The sequence below is a fragment of the Sulfurimicrobium lacus genome (assembly GCF_011764585.1).
Lineage (GTDB): Bacteria > Pseudomonadota > Gammaproteobacteria > Burkholderiales > Sulfuricellaceae > Sulfurimicrobium > Sulfurimicrobium lacus.
The window spans coordinates 1,544,939-1,564,313 of record NZ_AP022853.1 but is presented as its reverse complement, the minus strand read 5'-3'; the positions used below and the strand labels follow the sequence as shown (position 1 = coordinate 1,564,313).

Genomic DNA, 19,375 nt, shown 5'->3' with positions numbered 1-19,375 from the left:
TTTCACTCGGCTTACTCTCTGTGTCCTCTGTGATCTCTGTGATCTCTGTGGCTTGAATCGAGACTTTTGAGTTGAACACTGTGACCACCCGTCCCGTCCGCGCCTTCGTCGCCCTCGGCAGCAACTTGTCCGACCCCGAAGCCCAGGTCAGCCTGGCTTTCGGCGAACTGGACACGCTCCCGTCCACGCGCCTGATCGCCCACTCTTCGCTCTACCGCAGCGCCCCCTGGGGCTATTCCGACCAGCCGGACTTCATCAACGCCGTGGCGGAAATCGAAACCCGGCTGGAACCGGGCCGCTTGCTGGAAATGCTGCTGGATATCGAACACCGCTTCGGGCGCGTGCGCGAGTTTCTCAACGCGCCGCGCGTGCTGGACCTGGACCTTTTGCTCTACAACGGCCTGATCCACCACGAGCATGGACTTACCCTGCCCCACCCACGCATGCACGAACGCGCGTTCGTGCTGCTGCCGCTCACCGAAATTGCACCGGAGTGCGTCATTCCCGGCCATGGCCGAGCAGCGTCCCACCTCGCCGCCTGCGCCGGGCAGGAGCTGCAACGCCTGCCGCAGATCCGCTCCACCACTGAGACCTTACTGCAGGCCGTAGGGTAAGCTGGCGATGGCGCCGGAGAAATACCGCTTCATCGTGATCGAAGGAGCCATCGGCGTGGGCAAGACCACGCTGGCCAAGCGCTTCGCAGCGCATCTTCACTCGCGCCTGCTGCTCGAAGATGCTGCGGCAAACCCTTTCCTGGCAAAGTTCTACCACGACCCGGAACGCTACGCCCTGCCTACCCAGCTGTTTTTCCTGTTTCAGCGCGCCGAGCAGATGCGCGAGCTGGCGCAGAGCGACCTGTTCCACCACGCCACGGTAACCGACTTCCTGCTCGACAAGGACCCGCTGTTCGCCCGTCTCAACCTGAGCGACGACGAATTCAAACTGTACCGCGAGATGTATCGCCACCTCCAGCCGCAGACGCCGAAACCGGACCTGGTCATTTACCTGCAAGCGTCGGAAAACGCCCTGATGGAGCGCATCGTGCAGCGCCGCATCGATTACGAGCAGACCATCACGCAAAGCTACCTGAGCCGGCTGACGGACAGCTACAGCCAGTACTTCCACCACTACGACGCCTCGCCGCTGCTGATCGTCAACAGCGAGAACTTCAACTTCACCGAGCAGACTAAGGATTTCGAGCTGCTGCTGGAGAAGATCGCGGGCATGCGCGGCGGGCGTGAATTTTTCAACCGGGCGGGCTGAGAGGCGTGAGGAGTAAGGGGTGAGGGGTGAGGCGTAAAAGCGGGTTCGGAGCGAGCCTTTGATTTTCGCCTCACCCCTCCCCTTCTCACCCCTGACGTTTAAATAAAGGGTTAACAAAATGAAAACAACTCTGCACACCCTGCAACAGATGGCCGAAAAGGGCGACAAGATCGCCGTCCTGACCTGCTACGACGCCAGTTTCGCCGCCTTGCTCGAAGGCGCCGGGGTGGAAGTGCTGCTGGTCGGCGACTCGCTCGGCATGACGCTGCAGGGCGAGGACTCGACCCTGCCGGTGACTTTGTCCGACATGGCCTACCACACGCGCTGCGTCGCGCGCGGCAGCAAGCAGGCCTACATCGTCGCCGACCTGCCCTTCGGCAGCTACCAGGAAAGTCCGCGGCAGGCGTTGCGCAGCGCGGCCCAGCTGATGGCGGCGGGCGCCCATATGGTCAAGCTGGAAGGCGGCCAGGTCATGGCCGAGACGGTCGCGTTCCTCACCGCACGTGGCATCCCGGTATGCGGCCACATCGGCCTCACGCCGCAATCGGTGCACCAGCTCGGCGGCTACCGCGTGCAGGGGCGCAGCGAAGCGGCCGCGGAGCAGCTGTTGCTCGATGCGCTGGCGCTGCAGCAATCCGGTGCCGGCCTGATCGTGCTCGAAGCGGTACCCGCCACGCTGGCGCTGCAGATCACCTCGCAGCTCACCATCCCCACCATCGGCATCGGCGCCGGTCCGGGCTGCGCTGGCCAGGTGCTGGTGCTGCACGACATGCTCGGCATCTATCCCGGCAAGACGCCAAAATTCGCCAAGGACTTCATGAATGGCGCGGGCAGCATCCAGGCTGCCGTGCTGGCTTACGTGCGCGATGTGAAGAGCGGCGCGTTCCCGGCGCCGGAGCACACTTTCTGATGGAAATCATTTCCGCCATCGCCGTCCTGCGCGAAACCCTCAAGGGTCGCCAGCCGGTCGCCTTCGTGCCCACCATGGGCAACCTGCATGCCGGCCACATCGCCCTGGTCGAGCAGGCGCGCCGCCAAGGCCGCTGCGTGGTGGTGAGCATTTTCGTCAACCCGCTGCAGTTCGGCCCCGGCGAAGATCTCGCCAACTACCCGCGCACCCTGGAAGAAGACTGCCGCCGGCTCCAGGCCGCTGGCGCGGACATCGTGTTCACGCCCAGCGTGCAGGAACTGTTCCCCGCGCCGCAGCAGTTCCAGGTCGAACCGCCGGCCATCGCCGGCGAACTGTGCGGCGCCTACCGCCCCGGTCATTTCCGCGGCGTCGCCACCATCGTGCTCAAGCTGCTCAACATCGTGCAGCCCGACTGCGCCGTGTTCGGCAAGAAGGATTACCAGCAACTGCACATCATCCGCGCCATGGTGCGCGAACTCAACGTACCGGTGGAGATCGTGGCGGGCGAAACCGTGCGCGCCGAGGATGGCCTCGCCCTGTCCTCGCGCAACGGCTACCTGAGCCCGGCCGAACGCGCCGAAGCGCCGCGCCTGCAGCGCCAACTGGCGCAGGTCAAGGATGCCGTGGAAGCGGGGCAGCAGGACTTTGCCGCACTGGAAAGCGCCGCTGCAGCCGATCTCGCCGGCCACGGCTGGCAGGTCGATTACATCTCGCTGCGCAACGCCGCCACCCTGCAGCACGCGCAACCCGGAGACACAGCACTGGTGGTGCTTGGCGCTGCACGGCTGGGCAAGACACGGCTGATAGACAACCTCGAATGCGCCTCAAACTGAAAGATTCGATATGAATAAATTGTTGCTAATAGCTGTCATTGCAGTTGCAGGATATGTCGGGCTTACACAATATGACAGCCCGTCATCGGATAACCCAGTCAGCATCAACAAGAACTATGTCGACTTGTCCTCAAATGACAAGGTTGGAATTGGCAAGACTAGTGATTCCGTGCTGGCCAATGCTTTCGCGAATGAAACCAGCAATCTTCAAATTGAAGGCAAAGGAACGGTAGCGAAGATACTGCCAGACGACACGGATGGCAGTAGGCACCAACGCTTCATTCTCCGTCTGGATTCAGGCCAAACCATATTGTTTGCACACAACATTGATCTTGCACCGCGAATCAATTCCCTGAGAGAGGGAGATGCCATCATGTTTAATGGCGAGTATGCGTGGAATCCGAAGGGTGGCGTAATCCATTGGACGCATAACGACCCGAGTGGGCGGCATACTGCGGGATGGTTAAAGCACGACGGAAAAATATACCAATAGGAAAACGGCGCCCCATCAATACAGGGTGCGGTACGCGCACCCTACCTGGCTGAAACCCGTTGCTCAGTAACCGGTTTTTCTGCCTTCGATAACAGGCAGTGAGGCGTCGCTCATGATCGACCACAGGAAATGGGCGATGCTTTCGGGGGCGATGACGGTGTGGCGGTTGTTCGAGGCGAAAAGCTTTTCGCGCAGTTTTTTTCTGACTTCCTCGATACCGGTGAGATCGAACACGATGTCCACGTCTTCACCCAGGGCAATCAGTTCGTCGATCGACAGAATCTTCACGCCGGCGGCTTCTGCAGCTTTTTTCCCCGGCGTGTCGTTTTTTTCCACCGCATAGGCGACCTTTACGCCCTTCCCGGTCAGACACAGCAGTTCATCCAGAAATGCGGAACCGACCCGCCCCAGACCGACAATGGCAACCTTCTGTTTTTGCATTATTTCCCCTTTATTGTTGTGTGCGATTCAGGATATTAGCATCGCTTTTGCATTCTAGCCGCGCGGAGCGCGAATGATCAACCGGAAATAGCGCCTGCTTTATGGTCAACCCTTGTCGCGGACTTGAACAGAATGCAGAAAATGCATTCTGTTCTTTTGCCTGCCGCAAGGCCAAACACTCCAGCATCAAACCGGTAGCACCAAACGCTTGACGCATGCATAAGCTTGCGCCAACATTCCGGGCTCGATTCCCCCTTATTTCCCCAGGCCTTAATGTCAGCGACAGCAGCCGTTTCAGTGCATGCAGCAGAAAACCTGCTGTTTTTCACCCTCATGCAACTGGTGCTGATCCTGCTGGCGGCGCGCCTCGGCGGGTCGCTCGCTTTGCGCCTCGGGCAGGCCCGCGTGGTGGGCGAAATCGTCGTCGGCCTGCTGCTCGGGCCGAGCCTGTTCGGGGCGCTCGCGCCTGATACTTTCCATTACGTGTTCCATTCCGTTTCCGCCGCGCCGGTGACGATCATGAGCCAGATCGGCCTGATCCTGCTGATGTTCCAGATCGGCCTGGACTTCGATTTCTCCCATCTGAAGGAAAAGGAAAACAGCCGCGCCGTGCTGCTGGTGGCGGCACTCGGACTGGCGGCGCCGTTCGTGCTGGGGCTGGCCGTCGGCCACCTGTCCCACGACACGCTGGCGCCCGAAGTCAATCCGCTCGGCTACAGCCTGTTCCTCGCCACCGCGTTGTCCATCACCGCCGTGCCCATCCTGGGGCGCATCATGATGGAATTCGGCCTGACGCGCACGCCGATGGGCGTCATCACCATCACCTCGGCGGCGATCAACGACGTGGTCGGCTGGATCACGCTGGCCGCTGTCACCGCGCTCACGCTGTCGTCGTTTTCCCTCTCCGGCATGCTGCTCAACCTGGGGCTACTGGCGCTCTACGCGGCGTTCTGCTGGTGGGCGCTGCGTCCCCTGCTGCGCTGGATGCTGGCGCGCTTCGCCTCGCACTCCGACAACCTGCCGCAAAGCCTGATGGCGATCCTGCTGGCGGTGATTTTCCTGTCGGCGATGAGCACCTACAAGATGGGTATTTTCGCCATCTTCGGCGGTTTCATCCTGGGCGTGCTGCTGCACGACGAACCCGACTTCGTGGCGGCCTGGAAAGCCAAAATATCCGATTTCGTCACGGTGTTCTTCCTGCCCATCTTCTTCACCTACACCGGCCTGCGCACCAACATCGGCGCGCTCGACAGCTGGGCGCTGTGGCAGTGGTGCCTGGTGATCCTGGCGGCCGCGACGCTGGGCAAGTTCGGCGGCTGCTATCTCGGCGCGCGCTGGGCCGGGCGCGGAGCGTCGGAGTCGCGCATCATCGCGGTGATGATGAACACCCGCGCCCTGATGGAGCTGATCGTCATCAACGTCGGCTACGACCTGGGCGTCATCCCGGCCAGCGTCTTCACCATGCTGGTCATCATGGCGGTGGTCAGCACGCTGGTAACCGCGCCGGCGCTGCGTTTATGGCTGCCGAAATTGAAACCTGAACTTGTACAGGAAGCATCATGAGCGACATGAGCGAACAACCCTCCCCGGTCCAAACCTGCGACGTGCTGGTCATCGGCGGCGGCCCCGCCGGTTCCACCGCCGCGACCCTGCTGGCGCAGAAAGGCTACCGGGTGGTGCTCATCGAAAAAGACAAGTTCCCCCGCTTTCACATCGGCGAATCGCTGCTGCCGGTCAACAACGGCCTGTTCGAACAGCTCGGCGTGCTGGACGAGGTGGCGCGCATCGGCATGGTGAAGAACGCGGCGCAATTCGATTCCATGTACCACGGCAAGAAACAGTCGTTCTACTTCTCTCAGGCCATGAACCAGCGCTATCCCTTTTCCTACGAAGTACACCGCGCCGAGCTCGACCAGATCCTGCTCGACAATTGCCGCGCCAAGGGCGCGCAGGTTCACGAAGAGACCAAAGTAACCGCAGTGGATTTCAGCGATCCGCAATCGGTCCGCGTCACGACCCGGAACCAGGATGGCGAGGGCCGCTGGCAGGCGCGCTTCCTGATCGACGCTTCGGGGCGCGACACCTTCCTCGCCAATCGTTTCGCCAGCAAACAGCCGCACCCCAAACACGCCAGCGCGGCGATCTATGGCCACTTCGAGGGTGTCGAGCGTCTCCCCGGAACGGACGAGGGCAACATCTCCCTGTTCTGGTTCGACCACGGCTGGTTCTGGCTGATTCCGCTGCAGAACGGCATCACCAGCGTGGGCATGGTGTGCTGGCCGTATTACCTCAAGACGCGCAAGACCGACCTCGACACTTTCTTCCACGACACGGTCGCCACCTGCCCGCCGCTCGCCATGCGCATGAAGGACGCCACCCTGACCAAGCCGGTTACCGCCACCGGCAACTACAGCTACCTTTCCAGCAAGATGAGCGGCGACAGCTACCTGATGCTGGGCGATGCCTTCGCCTTCGTCGATCCGATCTTCTCTTCCGGCGTGCTGCTCGCCATGAAGAGCGCGGTCTTCGGCGCCGAGGCCGTGGATGCCGGCCTGCGCGACCCGGCGCGCATGCAGAGCCATTTGCAGCGTTTCGAAAAAAACGTGCTCAAGGGGCTGAAAGGCTTCACCTGGCTCATATTCCGCATGACCACGCCGGTGATGCGCGAGCTGCTGATGAACCCGCGCAACATCTTCGGCGTCGAGTCGGCGGTCATCGCCATCCTGGCCGGCGATGTGCACGACAACCCGCAGGCGCGCTCGCGGATGCGGCTGTTCAAGCTGATTTACTACATGCGCTGCCTGGCCACGCTGCCGCAAAGCATTCGCGCCCATTACCAGCGCCGCAGGCTGATCCGTGCCGAAGTCTTCGAACAGTCATGGTAGACGTGCAACCCCGAACCGAACCATGAAACTCGCCATGACCGTTCCCCCACCCCCGCCCTCCCCCGCTTGCGGGAGAGGGGGACGCAGGCTCGCTACGCGAGTTTCACGTAAAACCTGATGCGGATATCCGCTTAGCCGTTGATGGTATAATTTCGTTCATTTTTAAGACCACCAAGACACACCATGGCAGACAACAACACCCCCTTCGAGCAGGAAGTCGCGGCCCTCATCGTGGAGGCGCTCAACCTTGAAATGGCAGCAGATGAAATCGAGGCGGAACAGCCGCTCTATCAGGACGGGCTGGGCCTGGATTCGATCGACATGCTCGAAATCTCGCTCGCCGTTTCCAAGAAATACGGCTTTCAGCTCAAGGCCGACGATCCGGACAATGCCAGCACCTTCTCGTCCCTGCGCAGCCTGGCGCGGCACATCGAAAAGAACCGCGTGAAATAACGTGATGCGTCTTGTCTCGCGCATCCTCGTGGTCATCGCGCTGGGCTGGGGGTTCGCCAAAATCATCGAGTTGTCGCCCCCCGAGTGGAAAGCGCTCGCGACCTGGCTTCCGCCCGTGCTGATCATCCTGCTGGTGGCTTCCGCCTTCGGGCGCAGCCTGTTCCGGGGCGAAGCGCTGATCACGCGCATCGCGCGTGCCAACCACGATGGCGATTTTCCCGACGAAATGGTCGGCTACACGCGAAGCCTGACGGCGGTGTGGGCTTGGTTCCTGCTGGGCTGCGCGGTCCTCACCATGCTGCTGGTGCAGTATGCGCATTTCCCGCAAGCGGCCTCTTTGACGCCGGTACTGGTCCCCTGCCTGATGATCGGCGAATATTTTTTCCGCAAGCGCCGCTTCAGCCACTATACCCACCGCAACCCGCTGTCGCTCATGCTGTTCATGCTGCTGCACGGCATGCCGCGCGACTAGGCGTTCCGGACCGCGATGAACCGACTCCCCCTGTTCAGGCACAGCCGCCCAGCCCAAGCGATTGCCTGGCGCAACGATCGGGCCATCAGCGCTTCCCGCTTTCTGCGCGAAGTGGAACAGCTGGCCGAGCAATTGCCGCAGCGCCCCTTCGTCTTCAACCTGTGCACCGACCGCTACCACTTCCTGCTCACCTTCTGCGCCGCCCTGCTGCGCGGCCAGACCAACCTGCTGCCGCCCAACCATGCGGCCGGCACCCTGACGCGGCTGCACGCCTGCCATCCGGCGTCTTACGGCGTGAGCGACAAGGCCCTGGCGGTGGAGGGAATGGACATCATCCCCTTTCCCGCTTTGCAGCCGGCCGACGAAAAGGCGTTCGCCATACCCGCCGTCGCAGCCGGACACGTCGCCGCCATCGCCTTCACTTCGGGCAGCACCGGCGAGCCGCAGCCCCACCCCAAAACCTGGGGATCGCTGGTCAAACAGGCGCAACTGGAAGCCGACATACTCGGCATCGAAGCCGGACTGCATTTCCTCGGCACGGTGCCGCCGCAGCACATGTACGGCCTCGAATCCACCCTGATGCTGCCGCTCCACAGCGGCGGAACGCTGCATGCCGGCCAGCCGCTGTTTCCGGCGGATATCGCCGCGGCACTGGGGGAAATGCCCGCGCCGCGCATACTCGTCACCACGCCGCTGCACCTGCGCATCTGCCTGGAGCAAAACATCGCCCTACCCCCCATCGCCATGGCCCTTTCCGCCGCCGCGCCTCTCACGCCGGAAATGGCGCAGCGCGCCGAAGAGGCCTACGGCGCACCGGTTATGGAGGTTTACGGCTGCACGGAAACGGGCGCCATCGCCGCGCGCCGCACGGTGCAGGACGAGGGCTGGCAAACCGTGACGGGGGTCAGCGTCTGCAACGACGGCGACGGCCAGGCCTGGGCAGCAGGCGGGCATGTCAGCGCGCCCACGCCGCTGCAGGACGTGATCGAACCCGCCGCCGACGGCACGCGATTCCGCTTGCTGGGGCGCACGGCTGACCAGGTCAACATCGCCGGAAAACGCGCGTCCCTGGGCGACCTCAACCGCCAGCTCGGCCAGATTCCCGGCGTGCGGGACGGCATTTTTTTCGCCCCGGACGACACCCCCGGCACCGCGGCGCGCCTGATCGCCCTGGTGGTCGCACCTGAGCTGCAGGAGAGCGAGATCATCGCCGCGCTGCGGCAAAAAATCGACGCGGCATTTCTGCCCCGTCCCCTCTACAAGGTCGACAGCCTGCCGCGCAGCGCCACCGGCAAGCTGCCGCGCAACACCCTCATCGCCCTGCTCGGCAGTCTGCAGCATGCCTGAGCAAGCCCGGTGGCAGACCATTGCGGCAGACCATCCGGCGCTGCCCGGCCATTTCCCCGGCAACCCCATCGTGCCGGGCGTGGTACTGCTGAGCCAGGTGTGGGACGCGGTGTGCCGCGAGGCGGGCACACCGCTGCACTGCACCGGCTGGCCCAGCGTCAAATTCCTCGCGCCGCTGCTGCCCGGCGTGCCGTTCAGGGTGGACGTTGAATTCGGCGCGGCGCAGTCCGCCAAGTTCGTCTGCAGAACGGCGGCGGGCACCATCGCGCAAGGCAGCGTGCGTTTTTCCGGCGAGAAAACATGAGCCGCAACTGGCTGGGACAGCAGGAACGCGGCAGCCTGCTGCTGATGCGCCTGATCACCTGGATCGCGCTCAACATCGGCCGCCCGGCAACGCGCCTGCTGCTGGCGCCGATCAGCCTGTATTTCCTGCTGTTCTCCGGCAAGGCGCGCCAGGCTTCGCGCCTCTACCTGCGCCGCGCCCTGGCACGCGAGCCCGGTTGGGCCGATGTGTACCGCCACTATTTCTGCTTTTCCGCCACCATTCTCGACCGCCTGTATTTCCTCTCCGGGCGCCACACCCTGTTCGACATCGAGGTGCACGGCGTCGAGCCGCTGCTCGCCTGCCTGCGGCGCGGGCAAGGCTGCGTCCTGCTGGGCGCGCACCTCGGCAGCTTCGAAGTGCTGCGCACGCTGGCGGTGGAGTTCGGCAAGGTGCCTTTCGCCATGCTGATGCACACCGACAACGCGCACAAGATGAACGCCATCATCGACAGCCTCAACCCGGAAATGGCAGGCTCCATCATCGCCATGGGCTCGCCGGACGGCCTGCTGCGCGCCAAGGAAGTGATCGACGCCGGCGGCATCGTCGGCATGCTGAGCGACCGCGTCAGGCCGGGCGACAAGACGCTGCCGTGCCGCTTTTTCGGTCAGGACGCCGCCCTGCCGGACGGCCCGCTGGCCTTCGCCAGCATCACCCATGCACCGATATTCCTGTGCCTCGGCCTGTATCGCGGTCAGCGCCACTACGACGTGCATTTCGAGCTGCTGGCCGAGACCATCGATGCCCCGCGCGCGCGTCGCCGCGAGGCCATTCACGGCTATCTGCAGCAATACGTCGCGCGTCTCGAGCACTATTGCCGCATCGCGCCCTACAACTGGTTCAATTTCTATGATTATTGGCAGGCAGGTCAGACCGAATGAGTTCTTTTTTAAATGCATCAAATCACGGACTGAAACACATGCTTGCCGTGCTAGCCCTGTTCGCCTGGGCCGGCGTCGCCCATGCCGAATGGACCGCCGATGCCTTGCTCAAGGCCCTGGCGGAGCGCCCCGCCGGCCAGTCGCGCTACACCGAAACCAAGACCTCCGCCCTGCTCAAGGAGCCGCTCAAGTCGAGCGGCACGCTGCGTTTCAAGAAACCGGCCTTCCTGGAAAAGCACGTGCAAACCCCGTTCGAGGAAATTCTCACCGTGGACGGCGAGCGCATGACCTGGGAAAAACCGGCTGCACATAAAAAACACACCATGGCGCTGCGCGATTTCCCCGTGGTGTGGGGGTTCATCGAAAGCATGCGCGCCACCCTCAACGGCGACGCCAAAACCCTGCAGCGCTTTTACAAAGTGCGCCTCGACGGCGACGAGCGGCAATGGAGCCTGGTGCTGCTGCCTTCGGACATCGACATGGCGCAGTTCATCCGCGTGATACGCATCGGCGGCAGCAAGACGCAGCTGGCGACAGTGGAAATCGAGGAAGCCGGCGGCGACCGTACCCTGATGACCCTGAGCGAGGAAACGAAGTGAAGCGCTGGCCGGTCGCCATCTGGCTCGCGGGGTTGGCCTTCTGCATCTGGATCGTGGCGGCGCATACCCGCATCAACACCGACATGGCGGCCTTCCTGCCCGACAGCGCCTCGCCGGCACAGCAACTCATGGTCGAGCAACTGCGCGACGGGGTGACCTCGCGCATTGTCATGTTTGCGCTGGAAGGCGCGGAAGCTAGGCAACTTGCCGAGACCAGCAAAAAACTGGCGCGCGCGCTGGAGGCCAGCGGCCATTTCAGCTATGTGCGCAGCGGCGAACAGGCCCTCACCCCGGTGGAGCGCGAGCGGCTGATGCGCTACCGCTACCTCCTCAGCCCCGCGACGGATGCGGCGCATTTCAGCGCGGGCGGGCTGCAACAGTCCCTGCAGGACAGCCTGCAGCTGCTGGCCTCGCCGGCCGGCGCCATGATCAAGCAACTGCTTCCTTCCGACCCCACAGGCGAAATGCTCGCTCTGCTGGAAAGCTGGGGCGGCACGGGCAGCGGACCGGGGGTAAACAACGGGGTGTGGTTCTCGGCGGACGGCAAGCGCGCGCTGCTGCTGGCCGAAACCAAAGCACCGGCCTTCGACATCGACGCACAGCAAAAAGTCGGTGATGACGTGCGGCGGATTTTTGCAACGACCCGTACCAGTCCGGAGATTAAGCTGCTCATGAGCGGGCCGAGCATTTTCGCCGTGGAGTCGCGCAACCGCATCCACGACGACGCGTGGCGCCTGAGCATGATCGCCACCGCCCTGGTTGCAGTGATCCTGCTCGTTGCCTACGGCTCGCCGCGCCTGCTGGTGCTCGGCATGCTGCCGGTGGCGAGCGGCGCGCTGGCTGGCCTGACCGCGGTCAGCCTGGGTTACGGCACGGTCCACGGCATCACCATGGGCTTCGGCGTCACCCTGATCGGCGAGGCGGTGGACTATCCGACCTACCTGTTCACCCAGCGCGCGCCCCACGAATCCCTGCGCCAAACGCTGCAGCGCATCTGGCCCACGCTGCGCCTGGCGGTGCTGACCACCGTGTTCGGCAGCCTCACCATGCTGCTCTCCGGCTTTTCCGGACTGTCGCAACTGGGCATGTTTTCCCTTGCGGGCGTTCTCACGGCTGGGCTGATGACGCGCTTCGTCATTCCCGAAATCGCCCCGGCCCGCCTCGAAGTCGCGGAAAGAACCGCAACGCAGGCCGTTCTGGCGCGCTCTGCGACGGCGCTGACCCGGCTCCGCTGGGCGCCTCTGGCCGTGCTGCTGTGCGCCGCCGTCTACCTGGCGGTGCAGGGAAAAAACCTGTGGGAAAACGACCTCGCCAACCTGAGCCCGGTTTCACAAAAGGGCCTGGACATGGAACACCTCGATCAAAGCCTGCGCGACGAACTGGGCGCACCGGACGTGCGCTACCTGATCGCCGTGCAGGGCAGCGACCAGCAGGCTGCCCTCGAGCGCAGCGAACAGCTCGCGCCCACACTGCAAACGCTGGTGCGGCAAGGCGTCATTAGCGGATTCGACCTCGCGGCGCGCGTGATTCCCAGCCAGAAAGTCCAGGCCGCACGCCAGGCCGCTTTGCCCGATCAGGAGACACTGAGGCGCAACCTGCAAGCCGCGCTCGCGGCAACGCCGTTCAAGCCCGATGTCTTCGAACCTTTTTTGCATGATGTCGAGCGCTCCCGCCATCTGCCCCTGCTGCAACCCGAAGTCTGGCACGGCACCCCCCTGGGCTCGCTGGCGCAAGGCATGCTGGTCAAGCACGGCACGGGCTGGGTAGCGCTGATTTCGCTGCGCGGGGTCAAGAGCGACGCCGAACTCGCCACTTTCATGACCGGGCTACACGATGGAAATGCTTTCCTGCTGGACATCAAGGGCGAATCCAACAAAATGATCACGCAGTACCGCGACCAGTCGCTGCTGTACTCGATCTTCGGCGTGGCGGCCATCGTCGCGGTGCTGGGCTTCGGCCTGCGCAATTTCCGCGCGGTGTTCTCGGTGATGCTCCCGGTCAGCGCGGCCATCCTCGGCACCACGGCCTTGCTGGCCTTGCTGGGTATCAAACTGTCGCTGTTCCACGTCGTTTCGCTGCTGCTGGTGCTGGGCATCGGCCTCAACTACGGCCTGTTCATCAACCTGCCCGCATCCGACGAAAAGGAACGGCGGCGCGCCCTGTTTTCCACCCTGGTGTGCGTGGCCAGCACGGTCAGCGCTTTCGGCGCCCTGGCGTTCTCCGCCTCCCCGGTGCTGCAGGCGATCGGCGGTACGGTGGCGCTTGGCGCGGTTTTGTCCCTGGTGTTTGCGGCGATGTGGGCGGAATCCGGGCGCTAAAGCGGGAAATTCCAAATCATGGCAGGCCGCTATAACAGCTTGTCGAAAATCGTCAGACTCCCCTGCTTCAGCTTCCAGAACTGCGCCGGACGCTGGCGCCCGGCCTGGACCTCGTCCTTGACCATCTCGAGGAAATCCAGACTGGAGATCTTGCGGCGGAACGAGCTTTTATCGAGCCGGGAACCCAGGATCTTCTCGTAGGTGTGTTGCAGTTCCGTCAGGGTGAAGCGCTCCGGCAGCAGATAGCAGGCCAGCGAAGAATACGCCGCCTTGTTGCGCACGCGCTGCACCGCCGCCGCGACCAGCTTGTTGTGGTCGAAGGCCAGGACCGGCAGCCCGTCCACCGGCAGCAGGTCGAGCTGGCCGACGGATAATGACTCCGGCGCCACCAGCGCGTAATAGGCCACCGACACCGACCAGCCGCGCGGGTCGCGCGCGGAATTGGCGAAGGTTTCGAGCTGTTCGAGATAGGGCGCGGCGATGCCGGTCTTGTCCTTCAGCATGCGCCGCGCCGAACCCTCCGCATCGAAATCCTCGTTGTCGTGGATATACCCGCCGGGCAAAGCCAGTTGCCCGTTGTAGGGCTCCTTGTCGCGGCGCTGTACCGCGACGTGCAGCCGTTCGTCGCGCAACGTCAGCAGCACCACGTCCACGGTCACGATGATGTTTTGCACCATGGCCCCTCATTCCCTATAACATAACAATATAGTATCACATGGCAACTAACATCGGTCATTGCGCCGACTTCAGCGGGGTGCGTCCGCCACAATCCGGAAAAACCTTTGCCACAGAGAACACAGAGTTCACAGAGTTCACAGAGAATAGTTAGCCCTTAACACATTCTGCGGCCCTCCAAATCCAGGCAAGACCCGCTTACTTCTCTGTGTCCTCTGTGTTCTCTGTGGCTGAAGTTTTTTATGATTATATAGTTGCAGTGCGCAACTATATTTGTTAGAGTGGTTCTGCAGTCGCGACCATCGAGAGGAGCATCATCATGGAAAATGCCAGAATCAGTCTGTTGATAATCGATCCGCAAAACGATTTTTGCGATATCCCGGAACGGGAACGCCCCCTGCTGGAGAGCGGCATGCGGCTGAGCCCCGCGCTGCCGGTGAGCGGCGCGGACGGCGACATGAAGCGGCTGGCCGCATTCATCGAACGCGCCGGCGACCGGCTGTGCGATATCCACGTCACGCTGGACTCGCACAACCCGGTCGATATCGCGCACCCGTCGTGGTGGCGCGATGCCGCTGGCGCCGCGTCTGCGCCCTTCACCGTGATCAGCGCCGCCGCGGTGCGCGCCGGGCTATGGCGAGCCAGCGATCCCGCCCGCCAGGCGCGCAGCCTGGCCTATGTCAAGGCACTGGAACGAAACGCGCGTTACGCCCTGGTCGTCTGGCCGGAGCACTGCCTGATCGGACACTGGGGGCACAACCTGCACGCCGCAGTCGCGGCTGCTCTCGACGCCTGGGCGCACAAGCGGCTGGAGACAGTAGATTTCGTGCTCAAGGGGCTAAACCCCAATACCGAGCACTACAGCGCGGTGCGCGCCGAAGTCCCTGACCCGAGCGATCCCGGCACGCTGACCAACGACAGGCTGATCGGGAAACTGGCCGCAGCCGACACCATCCTGATCGCGGGCGAAGCGCTGTCGCATTGCGTGGCCAACACCGTGCGCGACATCGCAGACAGCCTGGGCGCGCAGAATGTCGCGAAAATGGTGCTGCTGACCGATTGCACCAGCCCGGTGAGCGGCTTCGAGCATCTGGGCGAGGATTTCGTGCGCGAAATGACCGCACGCGGCATGCGCATCGCGTCTTCCACCGACCAGATGTAATGTAGGGTGGGTTAGCAACCCACCGGGCGTTGCGCAGCAACTCAACACATTTTTTAATGAGTGCCTTACGGCACACTTGGTGGGTTACCCCCGGCCAAATCACCCGAGGACAAGCGCAAAAAACCGCTAACCCACCCTACATAGATAGATTGCGGAACCGCATAAAGGAGTCACCATGGACCCCATCATCCAATCCCTGCTGGACACCGACCTTTACAAGTTCACCATGCTGCAGGCCGTGTTGCACAAGCACCCGGAGGCGGAGGGGACATACGAATTCAAGTGCAGGAATGCGACAGCCATGCCCCTGGCCAGCATCGCCGACGAGGTGAACCGCCAGGTCGACGCGCTCTGCACGCTGACGTTCCAGCCGGCCGAGCTGGACTATCTGCGCAGCCTGCGCTTCATCAAGCCCAGCTTCGTGGACTTCCTCGAGGATTTCCGCCTCAAGCGGCGCCATGTCTCGATCGCGGCGAACGACGCCGGCGGCCTGGATATCCGCGTCAAGGGGCCGCTGGTGCATGTCATGCTGTTCGAGATCTACCTGCTGGCCATCGTCAACGAGGTCTATTTCAGCAGCTTCGACAGCGCGCCCTTGCTTGCCGAGGGCCGGCGCCGCCTCGACGCGAAGATCGCCCTGCTGCGCGATACTGGGGCCAGCATGGGCGAGCGCCGCTTTCCCTTCGAGTTTTTCGACTTCGGCACGCGCCGGCGCTATGGGCGGGACTGGCAGCGCGAGGTGGTGAGCCGTTTGGCGGAGGAAGCGCCGCAGTTCTTCAAGGGAACCAGCAACGTGAGGCTGGCGATGGACCTCGGCCTGCCGCCGATCGGCACCATGGCGCACGAGTACCTGCAACTGCACCAGGCGCTGGGCTACCGGTTGCGCGATTTCCAGAAGATGGCGCTGGAGAACTGGGTGCAGGAATACCGCGGCGACCTGGGCATCGCGCTGACCGACGTGGTGGGCATGGACGCGTTCCTGGCGGATTTCGACCTGTACTTCGCCAAGCTGTTCGACGGCCTGCGCCACGATTCCGGCGATCCGGTAGCATGGGCCGACAAGGCAATCGCCCGCTACCGCAAGCTGGGCATCGACCCCGGCACCAAGCGCCTGGTGTTTTCCGACGGGCTGACGCTGCCGGCGGCACTGGGGCTACATGCCCGCTTCGGCGATGAAGCCCGCCTCGGTTTCGGCATCGGCACCAACCTGAGCAACGACATGGGGGTGGCGGCGCTCAACATCGTGATCAAGCTGGTCGAGGCCAACGGCCAGCCGGTGGCCAAGCTGTCCGACAGCCCGGGCAAGACGATGTGCCGCGACCGGGCTTTTCTGACCTACCTGGCGCAGGTTTTCGGCGTGAAATATTTCGAGGAGACATCGTCATGAACATCGCCTTGGCGCAATGCAATTTCACCGTCGGCGACATCGCGGGCAACGCCGCGAAGCTGCTCTCGTTCGCGCGGCAGGCAAAGGCGGAGGGTGCGGAAATCGTGGTTTTTTCCGAGCTGGCGCTGACCGGCTATTACCCCATGGACCTGCTCGACGAGCCCTGGTTTGTCGCGCGCCAGGAAGCGGCGCTGAACGAGGTCGCCACAGCCAGCGCAGCGATCGGCGTCACCCTGGTGTTCGGCGCGGCGACCGCCAGCACCAAGGGCTACGGCAAGCCGCGCTACAATTCGCTGGTGGTTGCCGAGAACGGCCGCATCGCGGCTGTGTATCACAAGCAGTTGCTGCCGACCTACAACATCTTCGACGAGGCGCGCCACTTCGAGCCGGGCAGCGAGTCGCTGGTGTGGGCGCTCAACGGGGTCAAAATCGGCTTCCTGATCTGCGAGGACGGCTGGAATGAAGACGGCGCGCAATATCAGGCCAACCCGTGGGAAGGCGTGCGCGGCGCGGACCTGGTGATCGCCATCAACGCCTCGCCCTCCGACATCGGCAAGCCGAAGCGCCGCGAGCAGCTGTTCACCCGGCTGGCGGCGAAATACGCCCTGCCCCTGGTGTACGTGAACCAGGTCGGCGCCAACGACTCCATCGTGTACGACGGACACAGCTTCGCCTGCAACAGCGACGGCACAGTGCGGGCGCGCATGGCCGGCTTCGCGGAAGACTTGCGCAGCGTGCAATTCGACCTGCCGTCCCGAAGCTTCGCACCGGCGCTCGCCGCGCCTTTCGACGACACGCGCGAGGCGTTCATGTTCGCCCAGCTCACCCTGGGCATCCGCGACTACGTGGCCAAGACCGGCATGAAAACGGTGGTGGTCGGCAGTTCCGGCGGCATCGACTCGGCCCTGGTGCTGGCGCTCGCCGCATTGGCCATCGGCCCGGAAAACGTGACCGCGATCACCATGCCGGGGCCGTATTCGTCGCCCGGCAGCGTGCTGGACTCCCGCGCCCTGTGCGAGAACTTCGCCATCGAGCTGTTGGAATGGCCGATCGGCGGGGGCTTCGACTGGGCTCTGGGCGCGTTCGAAGCGGCGGTTGGCGAAGCCCCCTCCAAGCTCACGCGGGAAAACCTCCAGGCGCGCCTGCGCGGGCTCGCCTTGATGGCGTATTCCAACCACCGCGGCGCGCTGGTGCTCTCCACCGGCAACAAGAGCGAAATGAGCGTGGGCTACGCCACCCTGTACGGCGACATGAACGGCGGCCTCAACCCGCTGGGGGACTTGTACAAGACGGAAGTCTACGCGCTGGCGCAGTGGATCAACCGCAGCTTCCCCGCCACGCCCATCCCCGCCGCCATCCTGGAGAAAGCACCTTCCGCCGAACTGGCGCCCGGCCAGAAGGACGAGGACAGCCTGCCGCCCTACCCGGTGCTGGACGAGATCCTCAAATACCAGATCGAGGGCGAACGCCTCCCGCACGAGGAATACCAGCAGGCCAGGCACTTCGTCTCAGACCTGCTGGCGAACGGCCAGGAAGCGCTGGTCAAGCGGGTGTGGCAGATGGTGGCCAAATCCGAGTTCAAGCGCCGGCAAGCGCCGCCGATCATCCGGGTGCGAGCACGCGCCTTCGGCAGCGGCCGGCAGATGCCGGTGGCGGCAAAATATTGAACTGGAAAATGTAGGGTGGGTTAGCGTTTTTTGCGTAACCCACCAAGCGTTGCGTAGCAACACAACACCTTTAAACGAGTGCCTGGCGGCACGCTTGGTGGGTTACGGCACAAACTGCGTGCCTAACCCACCCTACATCGCTGTGGCCTCGTGGCTTGAACTGCGGTCTTTTGCTTGAAAGGAAACGACATGAATGAAATTCTCGAAGCCGTCGTCTACGTGGGCCGTTTCGAACCGCTCCACAACGGGCACTTCGCCACCGCGAAAGAAGCCCTGGCGTGCGGCAGGAGGGTGGTGATCGTAATCGGCTCAGCCGACCGCCCGCGCACGCCGAAGAATCCGTTCACAACGGAAGAACGCATCGCCATGTGGCAAGCCGCGATCAGGGCCAATCTCGGCGACAACGCCCTGTCCCGCTTTGATTTCCTCCCCATGCGCGATTTCTTCGACGACGCGCGCTGGGCCGCCGCCTTGGAGCGGCAGGTCACAGAGCTGGCGGGCAGGAACGGCATCGGATTAATCGGCCACTTCAAGGACGCCACGTCCTACTATCTCAAGCTGTTCAAAAGCTGGCAGCTGATCGAGATGGGCGATCAAGCCGGTCTGAGTTCGACCGCGATCCGCAAGGCCTGGTACGAGGGTGCCGACGACCTGGATACGGGCTGGATGCCGCGACCCTTACAGGAAATGATGGCGGACTTGCGCAAGCAGCCCTGGTTCGAGGGCATCCGGGACGAGTACGCGAAAGTCGAACAGGAAAAAGCCAGGTGGGGCAAGACACCCTACCCCCTGCAGCACGTCACGGCCGACGCGGTGGTGCGGTGCAACGGCAAGGTGTTGCTGATCCGCCGCAAGGGCATACCCGGCCGGGGCCTGCTGGCACTCCCCGGCGGCTTCGTCGACCCGCGCGAACGGGCCGAGGCCGCGTCCCTGCGGGAGCTGGCGGAAGAGACCAACATCGTCCTCCCGCCCGAATATCTGAAAAGCCGTCTCAAGGACAAGGAACTGTTCGACCACCCGGACCGCTCATCGCGCGGGCGCACCTTTTCCATGGCCTATTTCTACGACCTGGAGATGATAGACTGCCCGGCAGTCCGGGCCGGCGACGATGCCGGCGAGGCGATGTGGGTTCCTGTGTCCAGCCTGGATGCCAGGCGTGCCGAGATGTTCGAGGATCACTTCGAGATTCTGGAGCGCTTCGTCGGGGATGAGATGCACACGTGAAGCGGCACCTCAGAGATCGTGCCTGTGCAACACTACACTAGTA

General features: G+C 63.3%; 20 protein-coding genes. 18 read left to right on the top strand and 2 right to left on the bottom strand.

Going from position 1 to position 19,375, the window contains the following annotated elements:
* Positions 1 to 80: 80 nt before the first annotated feature.
* The 5 genes from folK to SKTS_RS07760 all read left to right on the top strand — a co-directional run bounded on the left by folK (position 81) and on the right by SKTS_RS07760 (position 3,499).
* A complete protein-coding gene (folK, locus tag SKTS_RS07780) occupies positions 81 to 614 on the top strand; it encodes a 2-amino-4-hydroxy-6-hydroxymethyldihydropteridine diphosphokinase (protein ID WP_173062785.1) in 534 nt (177 codons plus the stop codon).
* A 7-nt stretch (positions 615 to 621) separates the two neighbouring features.
* Positions 622 to 1,263, top strand: a complete 642-nt coding sequence (locus tag SKTS_RS07775) for a deoxynucleoside kinase (RefSeq protein WP_173062782.1) — start codon at positions 622 to 624, stop codon at positions 1,261 to 1,263.
* 118 nt (positions 1,264 to 1,381) lie between these two features.
* Positions 1,382 to 2,173: a 3-methyl-2-oxobutanoate hydroxymethyltransferase gene (gene panB / locus SKTS_RS07770; protein WP_173062779.1), complete on the top strand. Its 792-nt coding sequence runs from the start codon at positions 1,382 to 1,384 to the stop codon at positions 2,171 to 2,173.
* Positions 2,173 to 3,006 carry a pantoate--beta-alanine ligase gene (panC, locus tag SKTS_RS07765; protein WP_173062776.1) on the top strand — a complete coding sequence of 278 codons (834 nt, stop codon included), beginning with the start codon at positions 2,173 to 2,175 and terminating at the stop codon, positions 3,004 to 3,006. Before panB ends, panC begins: the two co-directional genes overlap by 1 nt.
* 10 nt (positions 3,007 to 3,016) lie before the next feature.
* On the top strand, positions 3,017 to 3,499 hold the full coding sequence (locus tag SKTS_RS07760) for a DUF3465 domain-containing protein (protein ID WP_173062772.1): 483 nt from the start codon (positions 3,017 to 3,019) through the stop codon (positions 3,497 to 3,499).
* 63 nt (positions 3,500 to 3,562) lie between these two features.
* Here SKTS_RS07760 and SKTS_RS07755 read toward each other — a convergent pair whose 3' ends face one another.
* On the bottom strand, positions 3,563 to 3,940 hold the full coding sequence (locus SKTS_RS07755; protein ID WP_173062769.1) for a Gfo/Idh/MocA family oxidoreductase: 378 nt from the start codon (positions 3,938 to 3,940) through the stop codon (positions 3,563 to 3,565).
* A gap of 273 nt (positions 3,941 to 4,213) precedes the next feature.
* Between SKTS_RS07755 and SKTS_RS07750 the strand changes: the two genes are divergently transcribed.
* From SKTS_RS07750 to SKTS_RS07710, 9 genes are all read left to right on the top strand, one after another.
* Positions 4,214 to 5,503, top strand: a complete 1,290-nt coding sequence (locus tag SKTS_RS07750) for a cation:proton antiporter (protein WP_173062766.1) — start codon at positions 4,214 to 4,216, stop codon at positions 5,501 to 5,503.
* Entirely contained in the window at positions 5,500 to 6,825 is a 1,326-nt protein-coding gene (locus tag SKTS_RS07745) for an NAD(P)/FAD-dependent oxidoreductase (protein ID WP_198420449.1), read from the top strand. Before SKTS_RS07750 ends, SKTS_RS07745 begins: the two co-directional genes overlap by 4 nt.
* Before the next feature lie 183 nt (positions 6,826 to 7,008).
* Positions 7,009 to 7,278 (top strand): phosphopantetheine-binding protein, encoded by a 270-nt coding sequence (locus tag SKTS_RS07740; protein ID WP_173062748.1) that lies wholly within the window; start codon positions 7,009 to 7,011, stop codon positions 7,276 to 7,278.
* Position 7,279: 1 nt separating this feature from the next.
* Positions 7,280 to 7,750 (top strand): COG4648 family protein, encoded by a 471-nt coding sequence (locus SKTS_RS07735; RefSeq protein WP_173062745.1) that lies wholly within the window; start codon positions 7,280 to 7,282, stop codon positions 7,748 to 7,750.
* 15 nt (positions 7,751 to 7,765) lie between these two features.
* A complete protein-coding gene (locus SKTS_RS07730; RefSeq protein WP_173062742.1) occupies positions 7,766 to 9,097 on the top strand; it encodes an AMP-binding protein in 1,332 nt (443 codons plus the stop codon).
* Positions 9,090 to 9,401, top strand: coding sequence for an ApeI family dehydratase (locus SKTS_RS07725; protein WP_173062739.1), 312 nt, complete (start codon positions 9,090 to 9,092; stop codon positions 9,399 to 9,401). The genes SKTS_RS07730 and SKTS_RS07725 overlap by 8 nt, the downstream gene beginning before the upstream one ends.
* Entirely contained in the window at positions 9,398 to 10,300 is a 903-nt protein-coding gene (locus SKTS_RS07720) for a lysophospholipid acyltransferase family protein (RefSeq protein WP_173062736.1), read from the top strand. Before SKTS_RS07725 ends, SKTS_RS07720 begins: the two co-directional genes overlap by 4 nt.
* 38 nt (positions 10,301 to 10,338) lie before the next feature.
* Positions 10,339 to 10,899, top strand: a complete 561-nt coding sequence (locus tag SKTS_RS07715; protein ID WP_173062733.1) for a LolA family protein — start codon at positions 10,339 to 10,341, stop codon at positions 10,897 to 10,899.
* Positions 10,896 to 13,217 (top strand): MMPL family transporter, encoded by a 2,322-nt coding sequence (locus SKTS_RS07710; protein ID WP_173062730.1) that lies wholly within the window; start codon positions 10,896 to 10,898, stop codon positions 13,215 to 13,217. Before SKTS_RS07715 ends, SKTS_RS07710 begins: the two co-directional genes overlap by 4 nt.
* Positions 13,218 to 13,246: 29 nt before the next feature.
* On the opposite strand, the gene SKTS_RS07705 is transcribed toward SKTS_RS07710, so the two are convergent.
* Positions 13,247 to 13,894, bottom strand: a complete 648-nt coding sequence (locus SKTS_RS07705) for an NUDIX hydrolase (protein WP_173062727.1) — start codon at positions 13,892 to 13,894, stop codon at positions 13,247 to 13,249.
* A gap of 317 nt (positions 13,895 to 14,211) precedes the next feature.
* Here SKTS_RS07705 and SKTS_RS07700 point away from each other — a divergent pair, with 317 nt between their 5' ends.
* From SKTS_RS07700 to SKTS_RS07685, 4 genes are all read left to right on the top strand, one after another.
* Positions 14,212 to 15,054 (top strand): cysteine hydrolase family protein, encoded by an 843-nt coding sequence (locus SKTS_RS07700; RefSeq protein WP_173062724.1) that lies wholly within the window; start codon positions 14,212 to 14,214, stop codon positions 15,052 to 15,054.
* A gap of 175 nt (positions 15,055 to 15,229) precedes the next feature.
* Positions 15,230 to 16,441, top strand: a complete 1,212-nt coding sequence (pncB, locus tag SKTS_RS07695) for a nicotinate phosphoribosyltransferase (RefSeq protein WP_173062721.1) — start codon at positions 15,230 to 15,232, stop codon at positions 16,439 to 16,441.
* Positions 16,438 to 18,108 (top strand): NAD+ synthase, encoded by a 1,671-nt coding sequence (locus SKTS_RS07690; protein ID WP_173062718.1) that lies wholly within the window; start codon positions 16,438 to 16,440, stop codon positions 18,106 to 18,108. Before pncB ends, SKTS_RS07690 begins: the two co-directional genes overlap by 4 nt.
* A 189-nt stretch (positions 18,109 to 18,297) precedes the next feature.
* Positions 18,298 to 19,332 (top strand): bifunctional nicotinamide-nucleotide adenylyltransferase/Nudix hydroxylase, encoded by a 1,035-nt coding sequence (locus SKTS_RS07685; protein ID WP_173062715.1) that lies wholly within the window; start codon positions 18,298 to 18,300, stop codon positions 19,330 to 19,332.
* The last annotated feature ends 43 nt before the right edge of the window (positions 19,333 to 19,375 follow it).